16 protein-coding genes, 2 tRNA genes and 1 riboswitch are annotated in these 21,032 nt (G+C 64.2%); of the genes, 15 read left to right on the top strand and 3 right to left on the bottom strand.

Annotated features, from left to right (window positions below; translation table 11 throughout):
- The first annotated feature begins 151 nt into the window (after nucleotides 1-151).
- Nucleotides 152-335: riboswitch (cobalamin riboswitch) on the top strand.
- Between the two features lie 143 nt (nucleotides 336-478).
- The 3 genes from OXC99_10430 (at nucleotide 479) to OXC99_10420 (ending at nucleotide 3,552) form a co-directional block, all read left to right on the top strand.
- Nucleotides 479-1,507 (top strand): iron ABC transporter permease, encoded by a 1,029-nt coding sequence (locus tag OXC99_10430; GenBank protein MCY4625397.1) that lies wholly within the window; start codon nucleotides 479-481, stop codon nucleotides 1,505-1,507.
- A 258-nt stretch (nucleotides 1,508-1,765) separates the two neighbouring features.
- Nucleotides 1,766-2,662 (top strand): ABC transporter substrate-binding protein, encoded by an 897-nt coding sequence (locus OXC99_10425; GenBank protein ID MCY4625396.1) that lies wholly within the window; start codon nucleotides 1,766-1,768, stop codon nucleotides 2,660-2,662.
- A 74-nt stretch (nucleotides 2,663-2,736) separates the two neighbouring features.
- On the top strand, nucleotides 2,737-3,552 hold the full coding sequence (locus OXC99_10420; GenBank protein MCY4625395.1) for an ABC transporter ATP-binding protein: 816 nt from the start codon (nucleotides 2,737-2,739) through the stop codon (nucleotides 3,550-3,552).
- 29 nt (nucleotides 3,553-3,581) lie between these two features.
- On the opposite strand, the gene OXC99_10415 is transcribed toward OXC99_10420, so the two are convergent.
- The 3 genes from OXC99_10415 to OXC99_10405 form a co-directional block, all read right to left on the bottom strand.
- Nucleotides 3,582-3,655: transfer RNA gene (locus OXC99_10415), tRNA-Gln, on the bottom strand.
- A gap of 10 nt (nucleotides 3,656-3,665) precedes the next feature.
- Nucleotides 3,666-4,244, bottom strand: a complete 579-nt coding sequence (locus OXC99_10410; protein ID MCY4625394.1) for an adenylate kinase — start codon at nucleotides 4,242-4,244, stop codon at nucleotides 3,666-3,668.
- Nucleotides 4,235-6,826, bottom strand: a complete 2,592-nt coding sequence (locus tag OXC99_10405; GenBank protein MCY4625393.1) for an SMC family ATPase — start codon at nucleotides 6,824-6,826, stop codon at nucleotides 4,235-4,237. Before OXC99_10405 ends, OXC99_10410 begins: the two co-directional genes overlap by 10 nt.
- 133 nt (nucleotides 6,827-6,959) lie before the next feature.
- On the opposite strand from OXC99_10405, the gene ffh reads away from it, so the two are divergent.
- The 12 genes from ffh (at nucleotide 6,960) to OXC99_10345 (ending at nucleotide 21,001) form a co-directional block, all read left to right on the top strand.
- Complete coding sequence (gene ffh, locus OXC99_10400) at nucleotides 6,960-8,297, top strand: signal recognition particle protein (protein ID MCY4625392.1); 1,338 nt, start codon at nucleotides 6,960-6,962, stop codon at nucleotides 8,295-8,297.
- Between the two features lie 52 nt (nucleotides 8,298-8,349).
- Nucleotides 8,350-8,426: transfer RNA gene (locus tag OXC99_10395), tRNA-Pro, on the top strand.
- A gap of 252 nt (nucleotides 8,427-8,678) precedes the next feature.
- The gene (locus tag OXC99_10390) at nucleotides 8,679-9,968 is read left to right on the top strand and encodes a Rieske 2Fe-2S domain-containing protein (protein ID MCY4625391.1); all 1,290 of its coding nucleotides are present in this window, start codon (nucleotides 8,679-8,681) and stop codon (nucleotides 9,966-9,968) included.
- A gap of 24 nt (nucleotides 9,969-9,992) precedes the next feature.
- Complete coding sequence (locus OXC99_10385; GenBank protein ID MCY4625390.1) at nucleotides 9,993-11,243, top strand: Rieske 2Fe-2S domain-containing protein; 1,251 nt, start codon at nucleotides 9,993-9,995, stop codon at nucleotides 11,241-11,243.
- Between the two features lie 45 nt (nucleotides 11,244-11,288).
- Nucleotides 11,289-12,617, top strand: a complete 1,329-nt coding sequence (locus OXC99_10380) for a Rieske 2Fe-2S domain-containing protein (protein MCY4625389.1) — start codon at nucleotides 11,289-11,291, stop codon at nucleotides 12,615-12,617.
- Nucleotides 12,618-12,714: 97 nt separating this feature from the next.
- Entirely contained in the window at nucleotides 12,715-12,900 is a 186-nt protein-coding gene (locus OXC99_10375; protein ID MCY4625388.1) for a hypothetical protein, read from the top strand.
- 89 nt (nucleotides 12,901-12,989) lie between these two features.
- Nucleotides 12,990-14,783 carry an ABC transporter substrate-binding protein gene (locus OXC99_10370; GenBank protein ID MCY4625387.1) on the top strand — a complete coding sequence of 598 codons (1,794 nt, stop codon included), beginning with the start codon at nucleotides 12,990-12,992 and terminating at the stop codon, nucleotides 14,781-14,783.
- A gap of 89 nt (nucleotides 14,784-14,872) precedes the next feature.
- Nucleotides 14,873-16,702, top strand: coding sequence for an ABC transporter substrate-binding protein (locus tag OXC99_10365; protein MCY4625386.1), 1,830 nt, complete (start codon nucleotides 14,873-14,875; stop codon nucleotides 16,700-16,702).
- Nucleotides 16,703-16,769: 67 nt separating this feature from the next.
- Complete coding sequence (locus OXC99_10360; GenBank protein MCY4625385.1) at nucleotides 16,770-18,062, top strand: Rieske 2Fe-2S domain-containing protein; 1,293 nt, start codon at nucleotides 16,770-16,772, stop codon at nucleotides 18,060-18,062.
- 104 nt (nucleotides 18,063-18,166) lie between these two features.
- A complete protein-coding gene (locus tag OXC99_10355) occupies nucleotides 18,167-18,589 on the top strand; it encodes a YciI family protein (GenBank protein ID MCY4625384.1) in 423 nt (140 codons plus the stop codon).
- A gap of 159 nt (nucleotides 18,590-18,748) precedes the next feature.
- Nucleotides 18,749-20,038 (top strand): MFS transporter, encoded by a 1,290-nt coding sequence (locus tag OXC99_10350; GenBank protein MCY4625383.1) that lies wholly within the window; start codon nucleotides 18,749-18,751, stop codon nucleotides 20,036-20,038.
- A gap of 171 nt (nucleotides 20,039-20,209) precedes the next feature.
- Nucleotides 20,210-21,001 (top strand): pyridoxamine 5'-phosphate oxidase family protein, encoded by a 792-nt coding sequence (locus OXC99_10345; protein MCY4625382.1) that lies wholly within the window; start codon nucleotides 20,210-20,212, stop codon nucleotides 20,999-21,001.
- The last annotated feature ends 31 nt before the right edge of the window (nucleotides 21,002-21,032 follow it).

Here is a 21,032-nt window from a genome sequence, read left to right as displayed (position 1 = left end):
GGTTTGCTGGGGTTCCCCTGCCTTCGCAGGGGCAGGCTTTGCCTGCGCAGGAACGACGGGGGGCGGGGACAGGGCGAACGGGTTGGGAGCGCGGGCTACTTCTATTGACAGACCATCATGCGGGCTCCTACCATGTCAGCCTCGTTCACATCAGATCACAGCCTGTTCAGGTGCCCATTCAGGGAGAATAGGGAAGGCGGTGCAAGTCCGCCGCGGTAGCGCCACTGTAAGCGGGAAGAGGGCCGGCGCCCACCGTCGCATACGCGATGGGAAGGGCTTTGGCAGGGACAGTCCACCCGCGAGCCAGGAGACCTGCCTGAACGGGAGGTGACCACTCTCCGCACCAGAGAGGGTCCCTCGGACGCCGCGCGTTCAGGCACATCGTCGCGACGCATCGACCTCCAGCGGAGAGCTGCTGGAGGTCTTCTTGTTGCGTGTGGCGTCCTTGACAAGGGTCGAGGGTTATCGCCGGGCGAGAGTGAGCGTACGGCTCGCGTTGGGCGGCGGTGTGCTATGCCTGCTGATTCTCGTCTGCGGGCTGGTCTCACTGAGCCTCGGGCCTGTCAGCATTCCTGTCAGCCACGTCGCGGCCATCATGCTGGGTTTCCTGGGTCTGGACGGGGGGGAGTTCACTCGAACCGAGCAGCTCGTAATCGAGCAGATACGTTTGCCGCGTATAGTGGTCGGCGGTGCGGTGGGCATGGCTCTCGGCGTGGCAGGGGCCACGATGCAGGGCCTCTTTCGCAATCCCATGGCGGATCCGGGGATTATAGGCGTCTCAGCGGGTGGCGCCGTGGGTGCTGTCGTCGCCATCGCGACAGGCGCGGCTGGGCTCTTCTTTCTCGCGCTGCCTACGTTCGCATTCGTTGGCGCAATCGCGGCGACATTTCTCGTGTACGGCATCGCGGCCGTTGGCGGTCACTTCTCCATGGCGACGCTGCTGCTCGCAGGCGTCGCAGTCAATGCCTTCCTCGGGGCGATTGTCTCCGCCATCATCATCCTGCTACCGGACAACGAGGCACTCCGGGAGATCCTGTTCTGGCTGGCCGGGGGTCTCGACTCTCGTTCCTGGGAACACGTGCGCATTTCTGCGCCGCTCATCATCGGGAGCGCCGCCGTGATAGCGCTTTTGACACGCGATCTGAACCTGCTGACGCTTGGCGATGATGAGGCGCGGTCAATGGGTGTGCGTGTAGGGTTTACGCGCACAGTCTTACTGACGGCGGCCGCGCTGGCGACGGGCGCCGCAGTTGCGGTCAGCGGGACCATCGCATTTGTGGGGCTGGTGACGCCGCACATCCTGCGGCTCGTTATGGGTCCTGACCACCGGGTGCTCATCCCTATGAGCGCTGTGGGCGGCGCAGTTTTCGTCATCCTCGCCGACACCTTTGCTCGTACCATCATTCAACCGGCAGAGTTTCGTGTCGGCGTGCTGACTGCATTCGTCGGCGCGCCGTTCTTCATCCTGTTGCTCATCCGGAACAAGCGGCAGGCGTACTCCCTCTGACGCCGGTAACTGAAAGGAGAAACCTTGCTATTCCACCGTTTACGGGCCCTGTTCCTTCCGTTCATTTTGCTGCTCGCGTCGCTCCTGACAGGCTGCTCATCCGATGGCCCTACCCCAACGACATCTGCTCCGGCCCTTGAGCCGACGACGCACCCGATTCCTTCCTCAGCCCCAACGGCCGCTGTTTACACGCCTACGGGCGAGACCCCAACGGCGGTTCCTACGCCAGTTCCGTCGTGGGTGTCTGTTGAGGGCATCGTGGATCCGGCCAACTTTGGATGGCCACGGCTGGTGGAAGGCCTGAACGGCGTAGTGACCATCCCCACCAAGCCGGAGCGCATCATAACGGCGTCGGTTGGCCACGATGAGACGGTACTGGCCTTGGCGCCGGCCGACCGCCTGGTTGCCGTCGGCGCCCCCACAAAGAACGAGACTTACTCTAACGTCTTTGGGTTGGTGCAGGGCAAGCCTGAGGTTACGCGTGACCCGGAGACGATTATCGCCCATTCGCCGGACGTGGTTGTGACAAGTCCGTTCTTTACGGAGGAGGCCATCGACGCCCTGGGGAGGCTGGGTATTCCGGTGGTGCAAACGGAGCTGCAACAGGACCCGGAGGCCCGCATCAACAGCATCCTGCTCATTGGCTACATCCTTGGCGAGGAGGAGCGTGCCTTGCAGTTCGCTGCGGAGGTGCGTGCTCGCTACGAGGCCATCACAGAGGTGACAAGCATCGCGTCCCCTAAGCCCCGCGTGCTTGCCATCACGCAATACTCGGACACACTATGGGTCGCAGGCGCCAACTCGACCGAGGGCGGCGTCATTGTCGCTGCCGGCGGCGTCAACGCCGCCGAGGAGGCTGGTATCGAGGGCAACCAGACAACGAGCTTTGAGGGCGTCATCGCGATGGCTCCCGATGTGATTATCATCCCCCAGCCGGTTGCCTTTGGTGCGAACGAGTTCCGCCAGAGTCTCTTGAACAACGAGACCCTGGCTGAGATTCCAGCCATCAAGAGCGGCAGGGTCTTTGTGGTGGAAAGTAAACATTTTACGACGCTGTCTTACTGGAACATTCGCGGCGCGGAAGACCTTGCCCGGATGCTGTGGCCCGATGCCTTCACGGGTGCTCCATCACCTGCATTCAGCCTTGCGGAGTAACGATGATGAGAAGCGGCAGACCACCGGCAGTCGGAGCGCGGAGCCTTTTCTTTCAAGTAGAGGCTAAAACGCTGTTGGACGGCGTTGACCTGGAAGCGCACCACGGACAGATGGTGGGCCTCATCGGCCCCAATGGCGCGGGGAAGTCGACGTTTCTGCGAGCCATCTCGGGCGTGCTCCGCGTTCAGGGCGGGAGCGTTCACCTTGACGGCGCGGACCTGCGATCCCTAACGTCGAGAGAGGTTGCAGCGGGCATGGCAATCGTGCCGCAGATCATGCCGTACACGCACGGATTCACGGCGATGGAGCTTGTGCTCATGGGGCGCTATCCCCATTTGGGCCGCTTCCAGATCGAGGGCCGGGAGGATACACGCATCGCAAAAGAGTCGATGCATCTGACCGAGACCGAACAGTTCGCCGACCGCACACTCGACACCCTGTCCGGCGGCGAACGCCAACGGGTCATCGTCTCCCGCGCACTGGCCCAGCAGCCGCGCATCCTGTTGTTGGACGAACCCACCGCCAATTTGGATGTGTTGCACCAACTGAAAATTCTGGGCTTGGTGCGCGATCTGGTTGACGACGGACTGACGGCCGTCGCAGCCATCCACGACTTGACGATGGCGGCGCGCTTCTGCGACCGCCTCGTGATGCTGAGCGAGGGCCGCGTGCTGGCGGAGGGCACGCCGGATGAGGTTCTGACGCCCAAGCGGATTGCAGGTGCCTTCGGTGTCGAGGTCGGCGTCTACCGCGACCCGAATACGGGTTCCCTGGCCATCAGCCTCATTGGGCCTGCTCATGGAGGTGTCGCCGGAAGAAACGGCCATGTGGCCGTTAATGGCTTCGGTGCGTCTCATGGGCGCGTCGCGTCTGATGCGACGGAGGACTGACGCGACGGGGTTCTAGCCCTTGTCCATTGTGGCTGCCGAGCCTGGATTCGAACCAGGGTTACGTGGTCCAGAGCCACGCGTGCTACCGCTGCACCACTCGGCAAGGGGCATCCTCAGTGTATCGCTGCCCTGAGAGGGGGGTCAAGGCGAGGCACCCCCGCCAGCCATTCGCGCACTTGCCGAGGGGAGCGTAGTTCGAACACCACTGCATTACGCGCGTGCTCGGCAATGGCCCTGCTAACGTTTTGATGGTGCGCGCGCCAGTGAGTGATGCACCAGAGCAGGATCGAGTCGCGGCTCATGAAGCCCTTGCGAAAGGTTTCGTGGTTGGTGCCCCACATCAGCTCCCAAGTGACGGAGCGGTGCAGCGTGCGCAAAAGAAGCCGCCAGAACACGATTCTAAAGGGCAGCCGCAACCAAAGCACCGTGTCGGCCCGTGCCATCACGAGGTCACCTACCACGCTGGCGTAGTTACCGGTGCAGACCCATCCACCCAGCCGAGCGTCCAGCCACTCGACGACGTCGGCGCGAAACTGCTCTCGAGGGTTCTCCTGCCACCCGGGAAGCCAGTGCACGATATCCAGGTCGAGGTGAGGAAAGCCCAGCCGCTGAGAAGCCTCCGCGCCGAGGCTGGTCTTGCCGCAGCCCGTAGGCCCGTACACGGCGATACGCCGTCCAGTCGTCATGCCCACACGACCTGCAATGATGAGCCGCTGTCGTCCTTGCTCACGTCGATGCGTACCGGGAAGGCCTCCTTCATCTCCTCGATGTGCGTAACCACGAGGATAAGGTCGAACTCGTCCTGTATAGTCTGGATTGCCTCTACCAGCCGCTCGCGACCCCCAGGATCCTGCGTGCCGAAGCCCTCGTCCAAGAAGAGGGTGCGAAGGGGCGCACCCGCACGCGAGGCCAGCAGCTTGGCAAGCGCAACGCGCAGGGCGAAGTCGATACGGAAGGCCTCGCCACCGCTAAAGAGTTCGTAGCTGCGAGTCCCCAACTCGTCTGCGATGCGGATTTCCAACGTCTCTGAGACGTTACCGCTGCGGTTCTGGCGCTGCGTCTCCAGCGATAGCATCATGCGATGGTCTGTGAGCCTTGCGAGCAGATCGTTAGCCTGCGCCTCCAGCTCCGGCAGTGCCGCCTCGATGAGGAGCGCCTGAATACCGCCCCTGCCGAAGGCCTCGACGAGCACTCCGTAAGACGTCCGTGCTGCCTGCAACTCGCTGAGTGCCTGGCTGAGCGCAGCTAGGTCAACCTCGCGGGAGGCGAGTTGTTCGAGCAGCAACGCATGCATCCGTTCTGTCCCCCGCAAATCCGCAACGCGCGCCTCAAGCGACCGGCGCTCGTCTCTCTTCGCTTCCAGATCAGCTCGAAGCACGGGCGCCTCCTCCAGACGTCCCGCGGTCTCCGAGAGTTGCAGCCGCGCCTCCGCCGCCTCCTCCTGCCGAGACCGGGCCAGCGACGTGAACTCCGCGAGGGCCTCGCGTTCCTGTGGCAACCGCTCCTCGGCGTCCCGCAGTTCACGAGAGAGGTCTGCGAAGCGTTCATGCTCCCGCACAGTTTGCCGTACTTCGGCGTGATAGTCGGCATCATAAGCCACTGCCGACCGCCGTGCCTCAACTGCGGCCAGCTTCTGCCGCTCCTCCAGGGCGAAGCTTACGCCGTCAATCCGGCGCATGGCCGCCTCAAGTTCTTGCGTTACCGAGGCAAGCGCATCCTTTGCGATCTCGCCCTCTTCCACCTCTCGCTGCAATTCGGCGAGGCGCGCGGTGTGGCGGCGCTGGGCCTCTTCAAGACTGGCTCCTGCTCTGGCGAGCTCAGCTTCCGCCTTTGTTCGCTTGGGCGCCAGGCGCGCCAGATCTTCGCCGTTGCGGTCGAACCGCGAGCGTCGTTCGCGCCCCTGCTCCTCGAATTCCTGTCGCAAATGCGCGAGACCGTCGGCGCCGAGGAGAGTGCCGCAGAGGGGGCAGTGGGACTCACCCTCCCGGAGCATCCGGTAGTTGCTTCGCAGTTCCGTCAACTCGTCGTCCAGTCGCTGGTTGTCGGTCTCTAGCTGCGCAATGGCGCGCGTCGTACTGTCGAGTTCGGCCCGAAGCGCCAGCACGGCCTCGCGCTGACGGTCTACGGACGCTTCCTCGATTGCAGTGTTCGCTAGAGCAGCCTCCGCTAACCGGCCACGCTCCATCCTGGGACGTAACTCTCGCTCCACTCGGTCCTCTAGCCGTGCGGATTCGGCAGTCAACCTCTCCCCAGCCTGCGCAATGGTGTGTTGCAGATCGAGGGCCTGCCGCTCGAGGAAAGCGTCCCGCTGCTGTTCGTTGTCCAACTCCTGTAACTGTTCCCTTGCATCTGTGAGCAATGAAGCCCCGTGAAGAATCTCTTCCTGGCGCGCCAGCACGGCCTCGAGCCGTTCGGCCCGAAGGCGCGCCTGCTTGCCCTGCGATTCCAGCCGCTCAGCCTCTTCGATGCGTTGGGCTACGGCAACTCGCAACCGGTTTGCCTCCTCCTGCACCCCGTCCAGCGCGGTCACGCGGGCTTCCAACGCCGCTTCATCGGCGCGAGCGGTAGCCAGCAGCGGGGCGTGCCCTTCGAGCATTCGCCGGGCCTCGTCCAGCACTTGCCCGACCGCGGGGCGGGAGGCGAGGTCCTGCTCTGCCCGGTCGCGATCCAGCTGGTTTCGCATAAGCAGCGAGTCGTACTCACGCACCCGCTCCCTTGCGCGGACATGCATCCGCTCATAGAGCGAGAGGCCGAGGATCTCGGCGAGCGTCTCCTTTCGCTGGGCCGGCTTGCTGGTGGTGAAGCGGTCCGCCTCGCCCTGCAACAGGAACGCGCTGTTCACGAAGGTGTCGTAGCTCATGCGCAGCAGCCGCTGCACCTGCGCCTCTGTCTCCGCCACAGAGCCCTCGGTAAGCGACCGGAACCCGTCGCCGGTGGCGGCCTGCAGGTCAACCATGCGGGCCGCGCCGCGGCGGCCGCCTCCCTTCGAGTGTTTGCGCATCATGCGATACGTGGCCTCCCCTGCCGCAAACGTCAGCGCCACTTCCATGTCAGTCTGGCCCTGGTACACGAGCTCGTCAGGCGAGCTGCCGCCCGTGCCGTAGCGCCGTCCGCGGGCCCAACCCCATAGCGCCCATGTGACAGCGTCGAGCAGCGCGGACTTGCCGTTTCCGTTGTCGCCGGAGAGGCAGCCGACGTGGATGCCGCGCAGGTCAAGCTCCGTGTCGCCCTGATAGCTGAGGAAGTTGTACAGACGCAGGTGCAGTGGGACCATGGTGCCCGAGGCCTCCGGTTGGTGGTAGGTGAATCGTAGCACAGCGCGGGCGCGGGAGGTGTGCGGGAAAGTTCCGTGATTCCCGGTTTGCTGCGTCTGCTTCGCCCCCCTACAATAAACGAGGAGGTCACCCATGTTTGACGCGCTTGGCGAAAAGCTCTCCGCCGTCTTCCAACGGCTTGGGGGCAAGGGCCGACTCACAGAGAAGGATATAGACGAGGCGCTCAAGGAGGTACGCGTTGCCCTGCTGGAGGCCGATGTCAACTTCCGAGTCGCGCGGGAGTTCGTCGCGAAAGTCAAGGAGCGGTGCCTCGACGCAGACCTGTTGCAAGGGCTGAATCCCGGCCAGCAGGTGGTCAAAGTCGTCAATGAGGAGCTGACGATCATCCTCAGCGCAGGCGACCATCGCCTGCATCACGGCACCAACGCAACCGCCGTACTCATGCTCGTGGGACTGCAGGGCTCAGGCAAGACGACTACCGCTGCCAAGCTCGCCCTCAATCTCGCTGCGGCCAGCCGCACCAAGCCGATGCTCGTTGCTGCGGACCTGCGCCGCCCTGCGGCAGTCGACCAGCTTGCCGCCCTCGGCAGGCAGCTTGACATACCTGTCTACCAGGAATCGCCATTGTCGTCGACGGCCTTGCGTGCAGCCGAGAACGGCGCAGCCGAGGCGGCGCGGCAGGGCTGCCCGTGGGCCATTATCGACACCGGGGGCCGCCTCCAGATCGACGACGAACTCATGGAGGAGCTCGCCGAGATCAAGAAGGCCGTTAATCCAGAGGAGGTCGTCCTAGTCGTCGACGCCATGACTGGTCAGGAAGCCGTTAACGCCGCCTCCGCATTCAACGAGCGTGTCGGTCTGACAGGCCTGATCCTCACCAAGATGGACGGCGACGCGAGAGGCGGTGCGGCACTTTCCATCAGCGCGGTCACCGGAGTGCCCGTTAAGTTCATGGGCGTGGGCGAAAAGACGGATGAGCTGGAGCCGTTCTACCCGGGTCGGCTCGCCTCCCGCATCCTGGGCATGGGCGACATGCTCACCCTCATCGAGCGGGCGCAGGATGCCGTCGACCGGGAGCAGGCCGAGGAGATGGAACGCAAGCTCCGCAAGGCCACGTTTGACCTGCAGGACTTCCTGGACCAGCTCCGAGCGGTGCAGAAGATGGGACCGCTGGGCCAGGTGTTGGAGATGATCCCCGGCATGAAGGGCCGCCTGAACGTCGATGAGGTCGACGACGGCCACCTCAAGAGCGTCGAGGCCATCGTGCTGTCCATGACCCCTCGCGAGCGCCGCGACCCCAACGTGCTCAACGCCTCGCGGCGGAGGCGCATCGCTCTGGGCAGCGGCACCAGCGTGCAAGAGGTGAACCAGCTGCTAAACCAGTTCCGGCAGATGCAGCGCATGATGAAGCAGTTCTCCGGCGGCAAGGGCAGAGGCATGGCACAACTGCAGCAAATGATGCGCCGATAGTCAGCCGCTTCATTGAAGACGCATCAGGGCGCTGGTATACTGGTGAAACCGTCGGGGCGTGGCGCAGACCGGTAGCGCACCTGCATGGGGTGCAGGGGGTCGTTGGTTCAAATCCAATCGCCCCGACCAACACAGTAATTATATCGTCGCTGGTGTGATGCCGGCGGCGGTTTCATTTTCCGAATAGTCACTATTCGTAAGCGCAACCAGTGGCCATCACTCATTGTCGCTCATTCCAGATTCCCGTACTAACTTATTGACAATAAGAGTGTATTGGCGCAAGGTGCATTCTGGAGGATTATGCCAACAGTTCCGTCTCGTCTTGCCTATGTTGAGCTTGGCCGGGCTTGAATCGGGACTTTCAACTCAGGAGGAAAGGCAATGCTGACGAGGGAAGAAAACGAACAGGTAACGAGGGTGGGCGCCGGCACGCTCATGGGCGATGCGCTGCGGCGCTACTGGCTCCCGACCTTGCTCACGCGAGAGTTGCCGGAGCCGGACTGCACGCCGGTCCGCTTGCGGCTGCTCGGCGAGGACCTTGTGGCGTTCCGGGACACCAACGGCGAGATCGGCATCCTGGACGAGAACTGCCCCCATCGGCTTGCGTCGCTGTGGCTGGGCCGCAACGAGGAGGCGGGGCTGCGCTGCGTCTACCACGGCTGGAAGTTTGACGTCCACGGCAACTGCATTGAGCAGATGAACGAGCCCGTTGCATTCAAGGACAAGATCAAGGTCAAGTCCTACCCCGCCGTCGAAATGGGCGACGTCATCTGGGTCTACATGGGTCCGACCGACAAGAAGCCCCCGCTGCCCAACTTCGAGTACACCCGCGTTCCGGAGACCCACCGCGGCGTGACCAAGGTCATCCAGGAATGCAACTGGTTGCAGGCCCTGGAGGGCGGCATCGACAGCTCCCATGCGCCCATCCTGCACCGTCAGCTCAAGGAGAATGCCAGTTCCGAGGGCATCCAGCCCTCGACGCCCTTTGTGCGCGGCGGCGCGCCCACCCTGGAGGTGGACGTGACCGACTACGGCTACCGCTACACCGGCATTCGCCCACTGGACGAGGACGAGCAGTACGTGCGTGGGTACCACTTCATCATGCCCTTCACGCAGTTGCGGCCGCAGCAGATTGGCCGCGCCGGCGCGCCGGACCGCGAGATGGTCGCGGGTCACCACTGGGTCCCCATCGACGACCACAACGTGATGGTCTGGAACTTCCACTACAGCTTTGGCGAAGGGGAGATGTCGGAGCGAGAACGGACGATGGAAGGCTCCGCCAACGGTTGGCCCTATGTCGACCAGGTGACCTTCCGCGCCCAGGGCAACATCCGCAACGCCTGGCTGATTGACCGAGATGTCCAGAAGACCGAGACCTTCACCGGTATCACGGGCATCAATGCCCAGGACCGGGCCGTGCAGGAAAGCATGGGCCTGATCGTCGACCGCTCCCGTGAACACCTTGGCCCGGCGGACTCTGCCGTCATCGCAATGCGCAAGCTGGTCATGGAAGCGGCCCGTGACGTGGCCGAGGGCGCAGACCCGCGCGGCGCTCGTTCCACCACGTACTACGCCGCGCGCGCAATTGAGAAGGTGTTCGACGCCAAGCGGCCGTGGCGCGAGGTGCTGTTGCCGGAGATGTACCCGGAGGACGTCCCAACGGCAGGGTAATCGCTTCACGAGAGGAGTCGTTTCATGCTGAGCCAGCAGGACAACGAGCTGATCACCCGTACCGGGCCGGGCACGCCTATGGGCGAGTACCTTCGCCGGTTCTGGGTTCCCGCACTGCTTGCCCGCGAGCTTCCGGAGCCGGACTGCCCGCCCGTGCGCGTCAAGATCATGTCTGAGGAGTTGGTAGCTTTCCGCGACACCAACGGCGACGTCGGCCTCGTCGACAACTATTGCCCGCACCGCCGTGCGAGCCTGTTCTTCGGCCGCAACGAGGAGTGCGGCATCCGCTGCGTCTACCACGGCTGGAAGTTCGACGTGAACGGCGACTGCGTCGACATGCCGTCGGAGCCGGCGGAGAGCAACTTCAGGGACAAGGTGAAGATCAAGTCGTACCCCGCCCGCGACTGGGGCGGCTTCATCTGGACGTACATGGGTCCGGCGGAGCTCATGCCGGAACTGCCGGAGGTCGGCTACGCCTTCGTGCCGGAGAGCCACCGCAGGGTGTCCCGGCGCGTGCAGGAAAGCAACTTTGTGCAGGGCGTTGAGGGCGGCATAGACTCCAGCCACATCTCCTACCTCCACTTCGGCCTCACGCCCACCAAGCGTGACGACCCGGCAAACCAGAGCCTCTCCAACCGGGACGGCGCGCCCCACTTCAGGGTAAAGACGACTAGCTACGGCTTTGTCTACGGCGCCAACCGTGAGGCGGAGGACGACAAGTACTACTGGCGGCTCACGCCCTTCATGCTGCCCTTCTTCACCATCATCCCCGGCGGCGCCGGAAATGCGGACGAGCGCACCTACAGCGGCCACGGTTGGGTGCCCATGGACGACGACAACTGCTGGATGTTCACGTACAGCTGGAACGCCAGCAGGCCGCTCCGGGAGGACGAGGGCCACAGCGCCAGCTTCCTGGAGCTGGAGCCCCGCACCATGCGCTCCGTCGTGAACAAGGACAACGACTACGGCATCGACCGGGAGGTGCAGAGGACGCAGACCTTTACGGGAATCAAAGACATCTCGGTCCAGGACGCCAGCATCCAGGAGAGCATGGGCCCAATCTGCGACCGGACCAGGGAGCACCTCGGCACGTCCGACGCGCCCATCATCGCGATGCGCCGCATGTACCTGAAGGCGTGCCGGGAGTTGATGGAGGGCGCGGAACCCGAGGTTCCCCGCAGCGGCGCAACCTTCCGCGTCCGTTCTGTGGCCGAGGTGCTGGACAAGAGCGTCACTTTCGACGAGACCACAGAGCGGGTGCCCGTCGGCGCGTAGACTCATTGGCGAGGAACCAGGGGGTAGCACAGGAGGTGTACGGCGATGCTGAGCAAGGAAGAGAACGAACTCCTGACCAGGGTAGGCCCCGGCACGCCGATGGGCGATCTCATGCGGGAGTACTGGATGCCCGCATTGATGTCTGAGGAGCTGGCCGCCCCGGACTGTGAACCGGTCCGGCTCAAGCTGCTGGGTGAGGACCTCATCGCCTTCCGCGACACGAACGGTCAGGTGGGCGTCATTGCCAACTCCTGTCCCCACCGCGGCGCTTCGCTCTTCTACAGCCGAAATGAGGAGGGCGGCCTCCGCTGTGTGTACCACGGCTGGAAGTTCGACGTGCGCGGCAACTGCATCGACATGCCGTCGGAGCCGCCTGAGAGCCGGTTCATCGACAAGGTGAGGGCCATTACGTATCGCACGCAGGAGCGCGGCGGCTTCGTGTGGGTGTACATGGGCCCCCGGGAGACCCCGCCGCCGCTGCCCTCGCTGGTCGCGAACCTGCAGCCGGAGGGCGCGTACACCATCAACGCCTACTACACGGAGTGCAACTGGATGCAGTCGCTGGAGGGCGACTACGACACGAGCCACGTCAGCTTCCTCCACGCGGGCGCCCGCAAGCCGGAGGAGATCGAGGAGCCCGACGTGACCTTTGAGAAGTACGCCCTCAAGACCCGCTGGGCGCGCCACTTCGTCAAGGATACGGAGTTCGGCTGCACGTCCGGCAACAACCGCCCGGCGGAGGAGGACAGCACCTACTGGCGCGTCGCCCATTTCCTCTTCCCCTTCTACGCCATGATCCCCGCCAGCTTCCGGGAGAAGTCCTTCATCGCCGTCGTCCCCATGGACGACGAGAACTCCATGCGCTGGCACGTCAGCTGCCGCGACCGCAGCGAGCCGCCCCGGCCGGGCTTCGGCGGGGCGACCGAGGTCGACGGGTTGCCGACGTCCTTCCACCGCGACGCGTCCAAGAACGGCACCGGCTGGTATGACCGCTTCAAGATCGCCGGCAACGCCCGCAACGACTACCTCATCGACCGTGAGGCACAGCGGCGGAAGCAAGGCGGCCTTGGCTTCAGCGGCATCCCCGGCCGCGGCCAGGACAACGGCATGACGGAGAGCATGGGCGTCATCTACAAGCGCGACCAGGAGCACCTCGGCGTGACGGACGCGGGCATCATCCGCATGCGCCGCCGTCTTGCGAGAGCGGCCATCGCCCTGCGGGAGGACGGCACCCCGCCGCCCGGCGTCGACAGCCCGGAGTTGTACATGGTACAGTCCATCTCCACCATCCTGCCCAACGGCGTCAACGGCATCGAGGCCACCCTGGACCACCAGTGGGCCAACTTGCGCGCCATGGAGATGGCGGAAGGATAGGAACGGAAAGAGGCGCGCTCCTCAAACGAGGGGCGCGCCTCTTTCCGTTCGCGGCGGACGCCCGAAACGACCCAACGCTCGAACACGGAGACCGCACATGGCGGAAGAGACTAGGATTGAGGTGATCGCCGGGCCCAACGGGGATGCGGAGATCTACGAGCTGTATGAGGACTACCAGCCCCTGTTCTACAACATCCGTTTCAAGGGGCAGGTGTCGGAGACGTTCAAGACCCTTGGCGAGGCCTACCTGGAGGCGGGAAGGCTTGCGGGAGTGAAGACTTAGGGTAGAATTGGCCTTTATGGCTCCTCAACCCTCGGGGGGCAAGACTGCGCCGCGGGAAGGCGGCATATCTTGGGAGGGAGAGCAAGGAAATGAGGCACAGCTTGCTGGTACGGCTCATGACGCTCATGGTGATCGTTGCCCTGACGCTCGTCGCCGTGGCGGCGTGCGGCGGTGACGACGAGGAGACCACCACCACGTCGGGGTCGTCGACGACGACCGCCACGGACACATCGTCGAGCAGCTCATCAGCGGCCGCGCCGACCGCCGCCCCGGCAGCGTCGACCACTGACGCCATGCCGGCAGACGACGCGATGATGGAGCCCGTCGTCGACGTGGTCGTCATCGGGGCCATCGCGCCCGCCCTGATTTCCAACAACGTGGGCCGCGGCCTGGGCGTGCAGGACCACATCCAGGTCAAGCCGATGTATGAGTACCTCATCGGCACCGACCCCATCAGCGGCGAGCTGGTGCCGCAACTCGCAGAGTCGTGGGCCATCGAGCCCAATGGGCAGGACTTCCGCGTCAAGCTGCGGGATGGAATCCCCTTCCACAACGGCGCGGGAACGTTGACCTACCGCGACGTTGAATTCACGGTGAACGAGTTTGGCGCGGAGGATGCCACGCACCCTCACGCCCGCAACTACCGCACGGTGGAGATCGAGGCCATCTCCGATCTTGAGTTCATTTGGAAGCTTCCCCGCCCTCTTGCCGAGCAGGAGCGGCGGATGTCGGAGCACATCGGCGGCATGGAGATCATGAGCGTTGCGGACTATGAGGCGCTGGGAGAAGAGTTTGTCACCTCCCGCCCCCTCGCCGGCACCAACGGCTACCAGTTTGAGAGCCGTGAGCAGGAGTCCTACATCCGGTTCGAACGCATTCCCGATGAGCACTGGCGCCATACGCCGGAGTTTGCCAGCCTGGAGTACCGGTGGACGAATGAGGAGTCGACCCGGCTGGCAGGCCTGCTGGCCGGTGAGATCCACATCACGCAGCTCGGCGCCGACTCGACGGAGCTCGTCCAGAGGGACGGCTTCCGCGTGGAACAGGGCGGCCTGCCGGGTCAGCGCATCTTCGGCGCCTTCAAGGGCGGCTACCTGGACACGACGTACACACGCTATGAGGCCCAGGGGACGCCATGCGGCTACGTCCACTGTGACTCGCCCTTTGTCGACCCCAACGTACGGAAGGCCATGAACAAGGCCATCGACAAGGACGCCTTGAACCAGGCGTTCTTCCGCGGCGCCGGCGTGAACATGATCATGTCTGGCATTCCAGAGGACAGCCCGGCCTTCAATCCGGCGTGGCGTGACGCCTATGACGCGGAGTACGGGTTCGATCCGGCCGCAGCCCACACCCTGCTGGAGATGTCAGGCTATGGGCCCAGCAACCCGCTGGAAATCACTGTGCAGGTGATCCCGGTCGGCGGATACCCGCAGGCGCCGGACGTCATGGAGGCTATGGCGGGCATGTGGAACGACGCCGGCATCTCGACGACGATTGACCAGACCCCCGCGGCCACGTTCAGGGGGTCGCAGCAGGCGCTGGAGTTCAGCAACTACATGTCCCTTTTCAGCGGGGCGCCCATCAACATCCAGAGCTTCCGCGTGCACAACAGCAACATCCCCCCGCGCGGCGGCGGCTTTGAGTACCTGGAGATATCAGACCTCATCCACCAAGTGCAGGCGACGATGGGTGAGGACGCCCAGAACGTCATCCTGCGGCAGATAGGCGACATCGCCTTCCCGGCGCACATCGCTGTGAAACTCTTCTACATCCCGCCGCAGATCGTCCTGAACCCGGACGTTGTGGAGAGCTGGAAGTGGCCCGGCAACATTGCAGGCCTGTGGAGCCACTTCGACCAGATCAGGGCGGTCAAGAAGTAGGCCCCGGCGCAGCCGGTAAAGGGCAGTTCGGAGCGCCCTGACCAGGGGCGCTCTGAACACCGCGTCAAGCGCGGGAAGGAGAGGGAGAATTGAGAAAAGGCAACTCTGCACCATTCCCGCCCCGGGTTCTTGCCGTCCTTGTGTCCCTGGCCCTCGCCGTGGCCATGGCTGCGGCGTGCGGCGGTGACGATGTCGGCTCCGGCGCGGACTCGACGTCGACCACAACGGCATCCTCGTCCACTTCGGCCGCCGCGCCCACGGACAGCGGCACTAGCAGCATGACCATGGCGCAGCCCGATCCCACGGCCGCTGCCTCCATGCCGGACACCTCGTCCTCAGGCGACGCCATGATGGGCCCCAAGGTGGACCGCGTAGTTGTGGGGGCGCAGCAACCGACCCTCCTCTCCAACAACGTAGGCAAGGGACTCTCGCCCCAGTCCCAGATCCAGCTCGTCCCAATGTATGAATACATGATCGGCACGGACGCCCAGACCGGCGCGCTGGTGCCGCAGCTGGCAACGGAGTGGTCCGTGGAGCCGAATGGGCAGGACTTCCGCATCAAGCTGCGCGCGGGCGTCCGCTTCCACGGCGACAACGGCACTCTCTCCTGGCGCGACATCGAGCGCACCTTGATGGAGCTATCCGCCGACGACTCGGAGCACACCCACGCCCGCGACTACCGCAAGGCCACTATCGAGCCGGTGAGCGACCTGGAGTTCATCTGGAAGCTCACCACGCCGGTCGCCGAGCAGGTCCGCAGGTTCTCGGAGCAGGTGGGGGGCCTCGAGATCATGAGCGCGACCGACTATGAGAAGACCGGGCCTCCGGACTTCGACACCGGCCCAACGGCCGGCACTGCGGGGTACGAGTTCGTCAGCCGCACCCAGAACGTCGGGATCGTCTTCAAGGCGGTCGACTACGACCATTGGCGCCGCAACCCCGACTTCCCGGAGCTGGAAATCCGCTGGATGAACGAGGAGTCCACCCGCCTGGCATCGCTGCTGACCGCCGAGATCCACATCACCCAGCTCGGCGCGGACAGCACGGAGCAAGCCTCGGTGCAAGGCATGAAAGTTGAGACAGGCACGCTGCCCGGCGCCCGCATCTTTGGCGCATTCCAGGGCGGTTACCTCGACATCGGTTACAGCTTCTACGAGGCGAAAAACACGCCGTGCGGGTATGTCCACTGTGATTCGCCGTTCCTGGACCCGCGTGTCCGCAAAGCCATGAACAAGGCCATCGACAAGTCGGTCCTGAACGACGCCTTCTTCCGCAACGCGGCCCAGAACATGATCATCCAGGCCATCCCGGAGAACAGCCCCGCCTTCAATTCCGCGTGGCGCGACGCCTACGATGCGGAATACGGCTATGACCCCGCGGCCGCCCACGCCCTGCTGGACATGGCCGGCTATGACGATAACAACCCGCTGGAGATCATCGTGGACGCGGGCCGCGTGGCCGCCTACCCCCAGGCCCAGGACGTGAAGGAAGCCATGGCCGGCATGTGGAACGACATTGGCATCAAGACGGACCTGCAGGTGGTGGACTCGGCAGTCCAGCGGCCGCGGTCTCGCGCGCTGGATCTGAAGAACTGGACGGGCCTGACGGCCACCGCCTCCTTTGACGTGCAGAGCTTCCGCGTCCACCATGCCGCCCGCACGCCCAGGGGCGGCGGCTTTGAGCCGATAGAGATCCACGAGCTGATCAACACCCTGCAGGTCACCATGGACACCAACCGGCAGGACGAGCTGCTGCGGGAGATTGGCGACATCGCCTTCCCGCTGCACATCGCCATCAACCTCTTCTGGGTGCCGCCGCAGATCGTGCTGAACACGGAGTTCGTCGAGAGTTGGGCGTGGCCGGGCAACGTCTCGGGCCTCTGGAGCCACTTCGACCTCATCCGGGCAAACAAGGGCTAGCTGCAGGCGTCCGCTGAGGACATAAATGGTGTAGGATAGGGCAACAACTGGAGTAAGGAGAGGCGCTATGCTGACCCAGCACGACAACGATTTGATCTGCCGAACCGGTCCGGGGACGCCGATGGGTGAGTACCTGCGGCGCTTCTGGATACCCGCTCTCTGCTCCCGTGAGCTGCCGGAGCCGGACTGTCCGCCCGTGCGGGCCATGGTCATGTCCGAGGAGCTCGTCGCCTTCCGCGACAGCAACGGCGACGTTGGGATCCTGGACAACTACTGCCCCCACCGCCGCGCCAGCCTTTTCTTTGGCCGAAATGAGGAGTGTGGCCTGCGCTGCGTCTACCACGGCTGGAAGTTCGACGTGAACGGCAACTGCGTGGACATGCCGTCGGAGCCGGCGGAGAGCAACTTCAAGGACAAGGTCAAGATCAAGGCATACCCCGCCCGCGACTGGGGCGGCTTCATCTGGGTTTACATGGGCCCGGCGGAGCTTATGCCGGACCTGCCGGAGGTCGGCTGGGCCATGGTGCCGGACGACCACCGCGTAGTCTCCCGCCGCCTGCAGGAAAACAACTACGTCCAGGGCATTGAGGGCGGCATTGACTCCAGCCACGTCTCCTTCCTGCACTCCGGCCTCACGCCCTACCAGCGCGACAACCCGGACGCGCCGCGCCGCAACAACGGCGGCGGCCAGCCGAACGCGATGATCGGAGACAGCTCGCCGCGCTTCATCGTGAAGGACACCGAGTTCGGGTTTGTCTACGGCGCGCAGCGCAACTCCGGCGACAGCGAGTACTACTGGCGCATCACCCCCTTCATGATGCCCTTCTTCACCATCATCCCCGGCCGGATCGGCGACGCGGACGAGCTCACCTACAGCGGCCACGGCTGGGTGCCGATGGACGACGACAACTGCTGGATGTTCACCTACAGCTGGAACGCCAGCCGCCCGCTGCGCCCGGGGGAGAACCACCCGGCCAGCGACTTGGAGCTGGATCCGCGCACGATGCGGGCCACGGTCAACAAGGACAACGACTACGGCATCGACCGCGAGATGCAGAAGTACTTCAACTTCACGGGCATTGAGAACGGCTCCGTGCAGGACGCGGGCATCCAGGAGAGCATGGGAGCCATCTGCGACCGGACCAAGGAGCACCTGGGCACCTCTGACTCGGCCATCATCAACCTGCGCAGGGTCTACCTGCGGGGCGCGCGGGAGATCATGGAGGGCTCTGAGCCCTCCGTGCCGCGGGACGGCGGCCTGTACCGGCTGCGCTCGGTTTCCCTGATCCAGGACCGGGGAATCACGTTCGAGGAGACGGTGCCCAAGGTGAAGAACCCCGGGCACCCGACGCTGGTGTAGGGTCGTACGGTAATAGGTTCACTGCGAGAAAGCGGGCCGCTCCTCCGAGGCGCAATTGGACGAGCGGCCTGTCTTGTGCAAGGCAGGCAGGGAGGAGACCGGAAATGCGCGTCGTCGTGTTGGTCAAGGCGACAGTGGACAGTGAGGCAGGCTTCATGCCCTCCACGGAGCTCATCGCAGCCATGGGCGCCTACAACACAGAGCTGGCCAACGCGGGCATCATGCTCGCCGGCGACGGCCTGAAGCCGACCTCCCAGGGCGTTCGAGTGGCCTTCGACGGCGACAGCCGCACTGTTGTCAACGGCCCCTTCGCCAACCCCAACGAGATCGTCGCCGGCTACTGGGTTTGGCAGGTCAAGGACATGGACGAGGCCATCGAGTGGGTGAAGCGGGCGCCTAACCCAATGCCCGGCCCAAGTGAAATCGAGGTCCGCCCCGTGTATGAGCCGGAGGACTTTGGTAAGGCATTCACCCAGGAGCTGCATGAGCAGGATGAGCAGCTTCGGGATCGCCTGGAAGGGCGGTGACGGCAGCAGCACATTCGACTCATCGCTGCAACGTCTACTGCAAAGGGGCATCATCAGAGCCCCTTTTGCTTCGCGAGCCGCTCAGGTGGACGTGGGCCGACTCAAAGAGTAGCATGCACGGCACCAGGGGAGGCTCTACGGAGCTATGACAACCGTCAAATGAACGTCAATGCGATCGCCCAAAGACTGGCGGTCATTCACGCCCTTCAACACCGGGACTTTCGTCTCTACTGGACCGGCAACTTCATGTCGGTCATCGGCCAGCAGATTTCTATTACTGTCCAGGCCTGGCTCATCTTCGAACTGACAGGCTCGGCGCTGCAGTTGGGCCTGTTGGGCCTCGCAAGGGCGGCGCCGGCGGTCGTACTGGGTCTGGCGGGCGGCATTGCGGCGGACAAGTTCAGTCAACGCAAGCTGCTGACCATTACCATCGCCATCGTCGGCATAATCTGGACCATTTTCGCCGCGCTCACATACTCTGGGAACATCCAGGTGTGGCAGGTGCTTGCGCTGGTGTTCGCCGTTGGCGCCGTGCAGTCCTTCCAGCAGGCGTCGCGGCAGGCCATTTTCCCGAGCCTCATCGACCACCGCCACATGTCGAGCGCTGTGGGCCTCAACTCCGCCATCCATCCCGGCGCGCGCATCTTTGCGCCCGTGCTGGCCGGCTACCTCATCGACTACCTCGGCGTCCCGATGGAGGGCGCGGGCATTGCCATGTACATCGTGGCAGCCGGCAGCTTCATCTACTGCTTCATGGTGTTTCTGACCAAGCCCCGCAATATCAAGCGGGCGGAGGGCGCAAACGGCCTGCAGGACCTTATGGACGGGCTGCGGTATGTGCGAAGCCACCGTATATTCTTTCTCATCATCGGCACCAGCATGGCCAACGCGTTCTTCGCGGGATCCCACGTCATCCTGGCGCCGGTCTTCGCGGACAAGCTCTTTGGCGAAGCGTCGGGATCAGCCATCGGCTACATCTTTGCGGCGGGAGGCGTCGGCGGCATGACGGGCGCGCTCCTGGGCGGCTCGCTGGGCAGCATCCGGAACAAGGGGGCGGTGTTGGCGGGCAGCGCGCTGACCTTTGGCGGCGCGGTCGTTGCCTTTGCGCTTTCGCCTTGGTACGCGTTGCTGTTGGCCATGGAGTTCCTCTCGGCAGCAGGCAACGAACTCTTTGTCGTTGTGGGGCAGAGCATCCTCCACCTGGAAGTCCCCAACGAGTACCGAGGCCGCGTCATGGGCATCTGGGGCATGACGTACACGCTGGCTCAACCGATGGGCTCGATGCAGGTAGGCTTCCTCGCAAGCGCCATTACGGCGCCTCTGGCCGTTGCGATCAGCGGGGGTGTCGCGTGCGCGATATCGCTCCTCGGCGTTGGCCGAGACCAGCAGATCCGTGCTATCGGCAAAGAACCCCGCGTGGCGGAGATTCGGCCTTGGGGGCCTCCCTAGATTGGGGGACGCTCCTATAAGGAGCCCAGAGTGGGATATCCACTATCCCGCTACCAGGTCTTGACCCCCTTCTCCGCTTTGGGTAGCATCGCTTCACTTGGAACGCATTCAGCCGGGGTGTCTCTGTCGGCTGCCTGGCTGCACGGCGAAACTGCTTGGAGGTGGTGACACATGGCGACACAGGAACGACTGGCAGCAGCAGGCGCCTACACGAAGGCGCTGTCAACTGGAGACCGCGCGGCGGCGGACGAGGCCGCGCCACACTTGGCTCAGGACGTCGTAGTGCAGGTGGGCAATCGCACCTTTGACGGCTACGATGAGGCCCTGGAGCATATCACCGGCATCTGGCCCCTGACCCCTGTGTACCGCAAGGGTGAATGGGGCTCCCCCGCTGAGGAGAACGGCAACGTTGTGGTGCGCGGCAAGATGGCGCCCGTGGGCGCTGGCCCGGCGCAGGTGAACCTCACCTTCGCCTTCAACGACGACGACAAGATCAGCCGGGTTGACCAAGAGAACGTCATCGGCACCGAGCTCTTCGAGGTCAACGAGCTTCCGGGATTTGTCTGCGAGGCGGTCAACAACGCCCTGTTCAACGACACTCCTCTCTCCGTGAGCTACGTGGACGCCGATGGGAAGCCGAAGCTCTCCCTGCGCGGCAGCGTGCGCGCCTACGGCGGCCAGGCACTGAGCATCTGGGCGCGGAAGGAATCCGGCCTGGCCGACGCCGTCAAGAGCAACCCCAACATGTCGCTGCTCTATCGCGACAACCCGACGCGCTCAACGCTGATCTTCACCGGCAAGGCACGCATCGAGGAGAGCGACGCGGAGCGCAAGCGCATCTTCGACGAGACGCCCGAAGTGGAGCGCAACCACGAGTCCTGGACCAGCGGCGCGGCGGTCATCATCGAGCTGGACACCGCGGATGGCGCGACACCGGACGGACGCGTGCGCTTCCGCCGGTAATCTCCATCGCAACCATGCAAAGCCGCCCTGT

The organism is Chloroflexota bacterium, from assembly GCA_026713825.1.
Lineage (GTDB): Bacteria > Chloroflexota > Dehalococcoidia > Lucifugimonadales > UBA1127 > UBA1127.
This window is presented reverse-complemented; position numbering and strand designations above follow the sequence as displayed.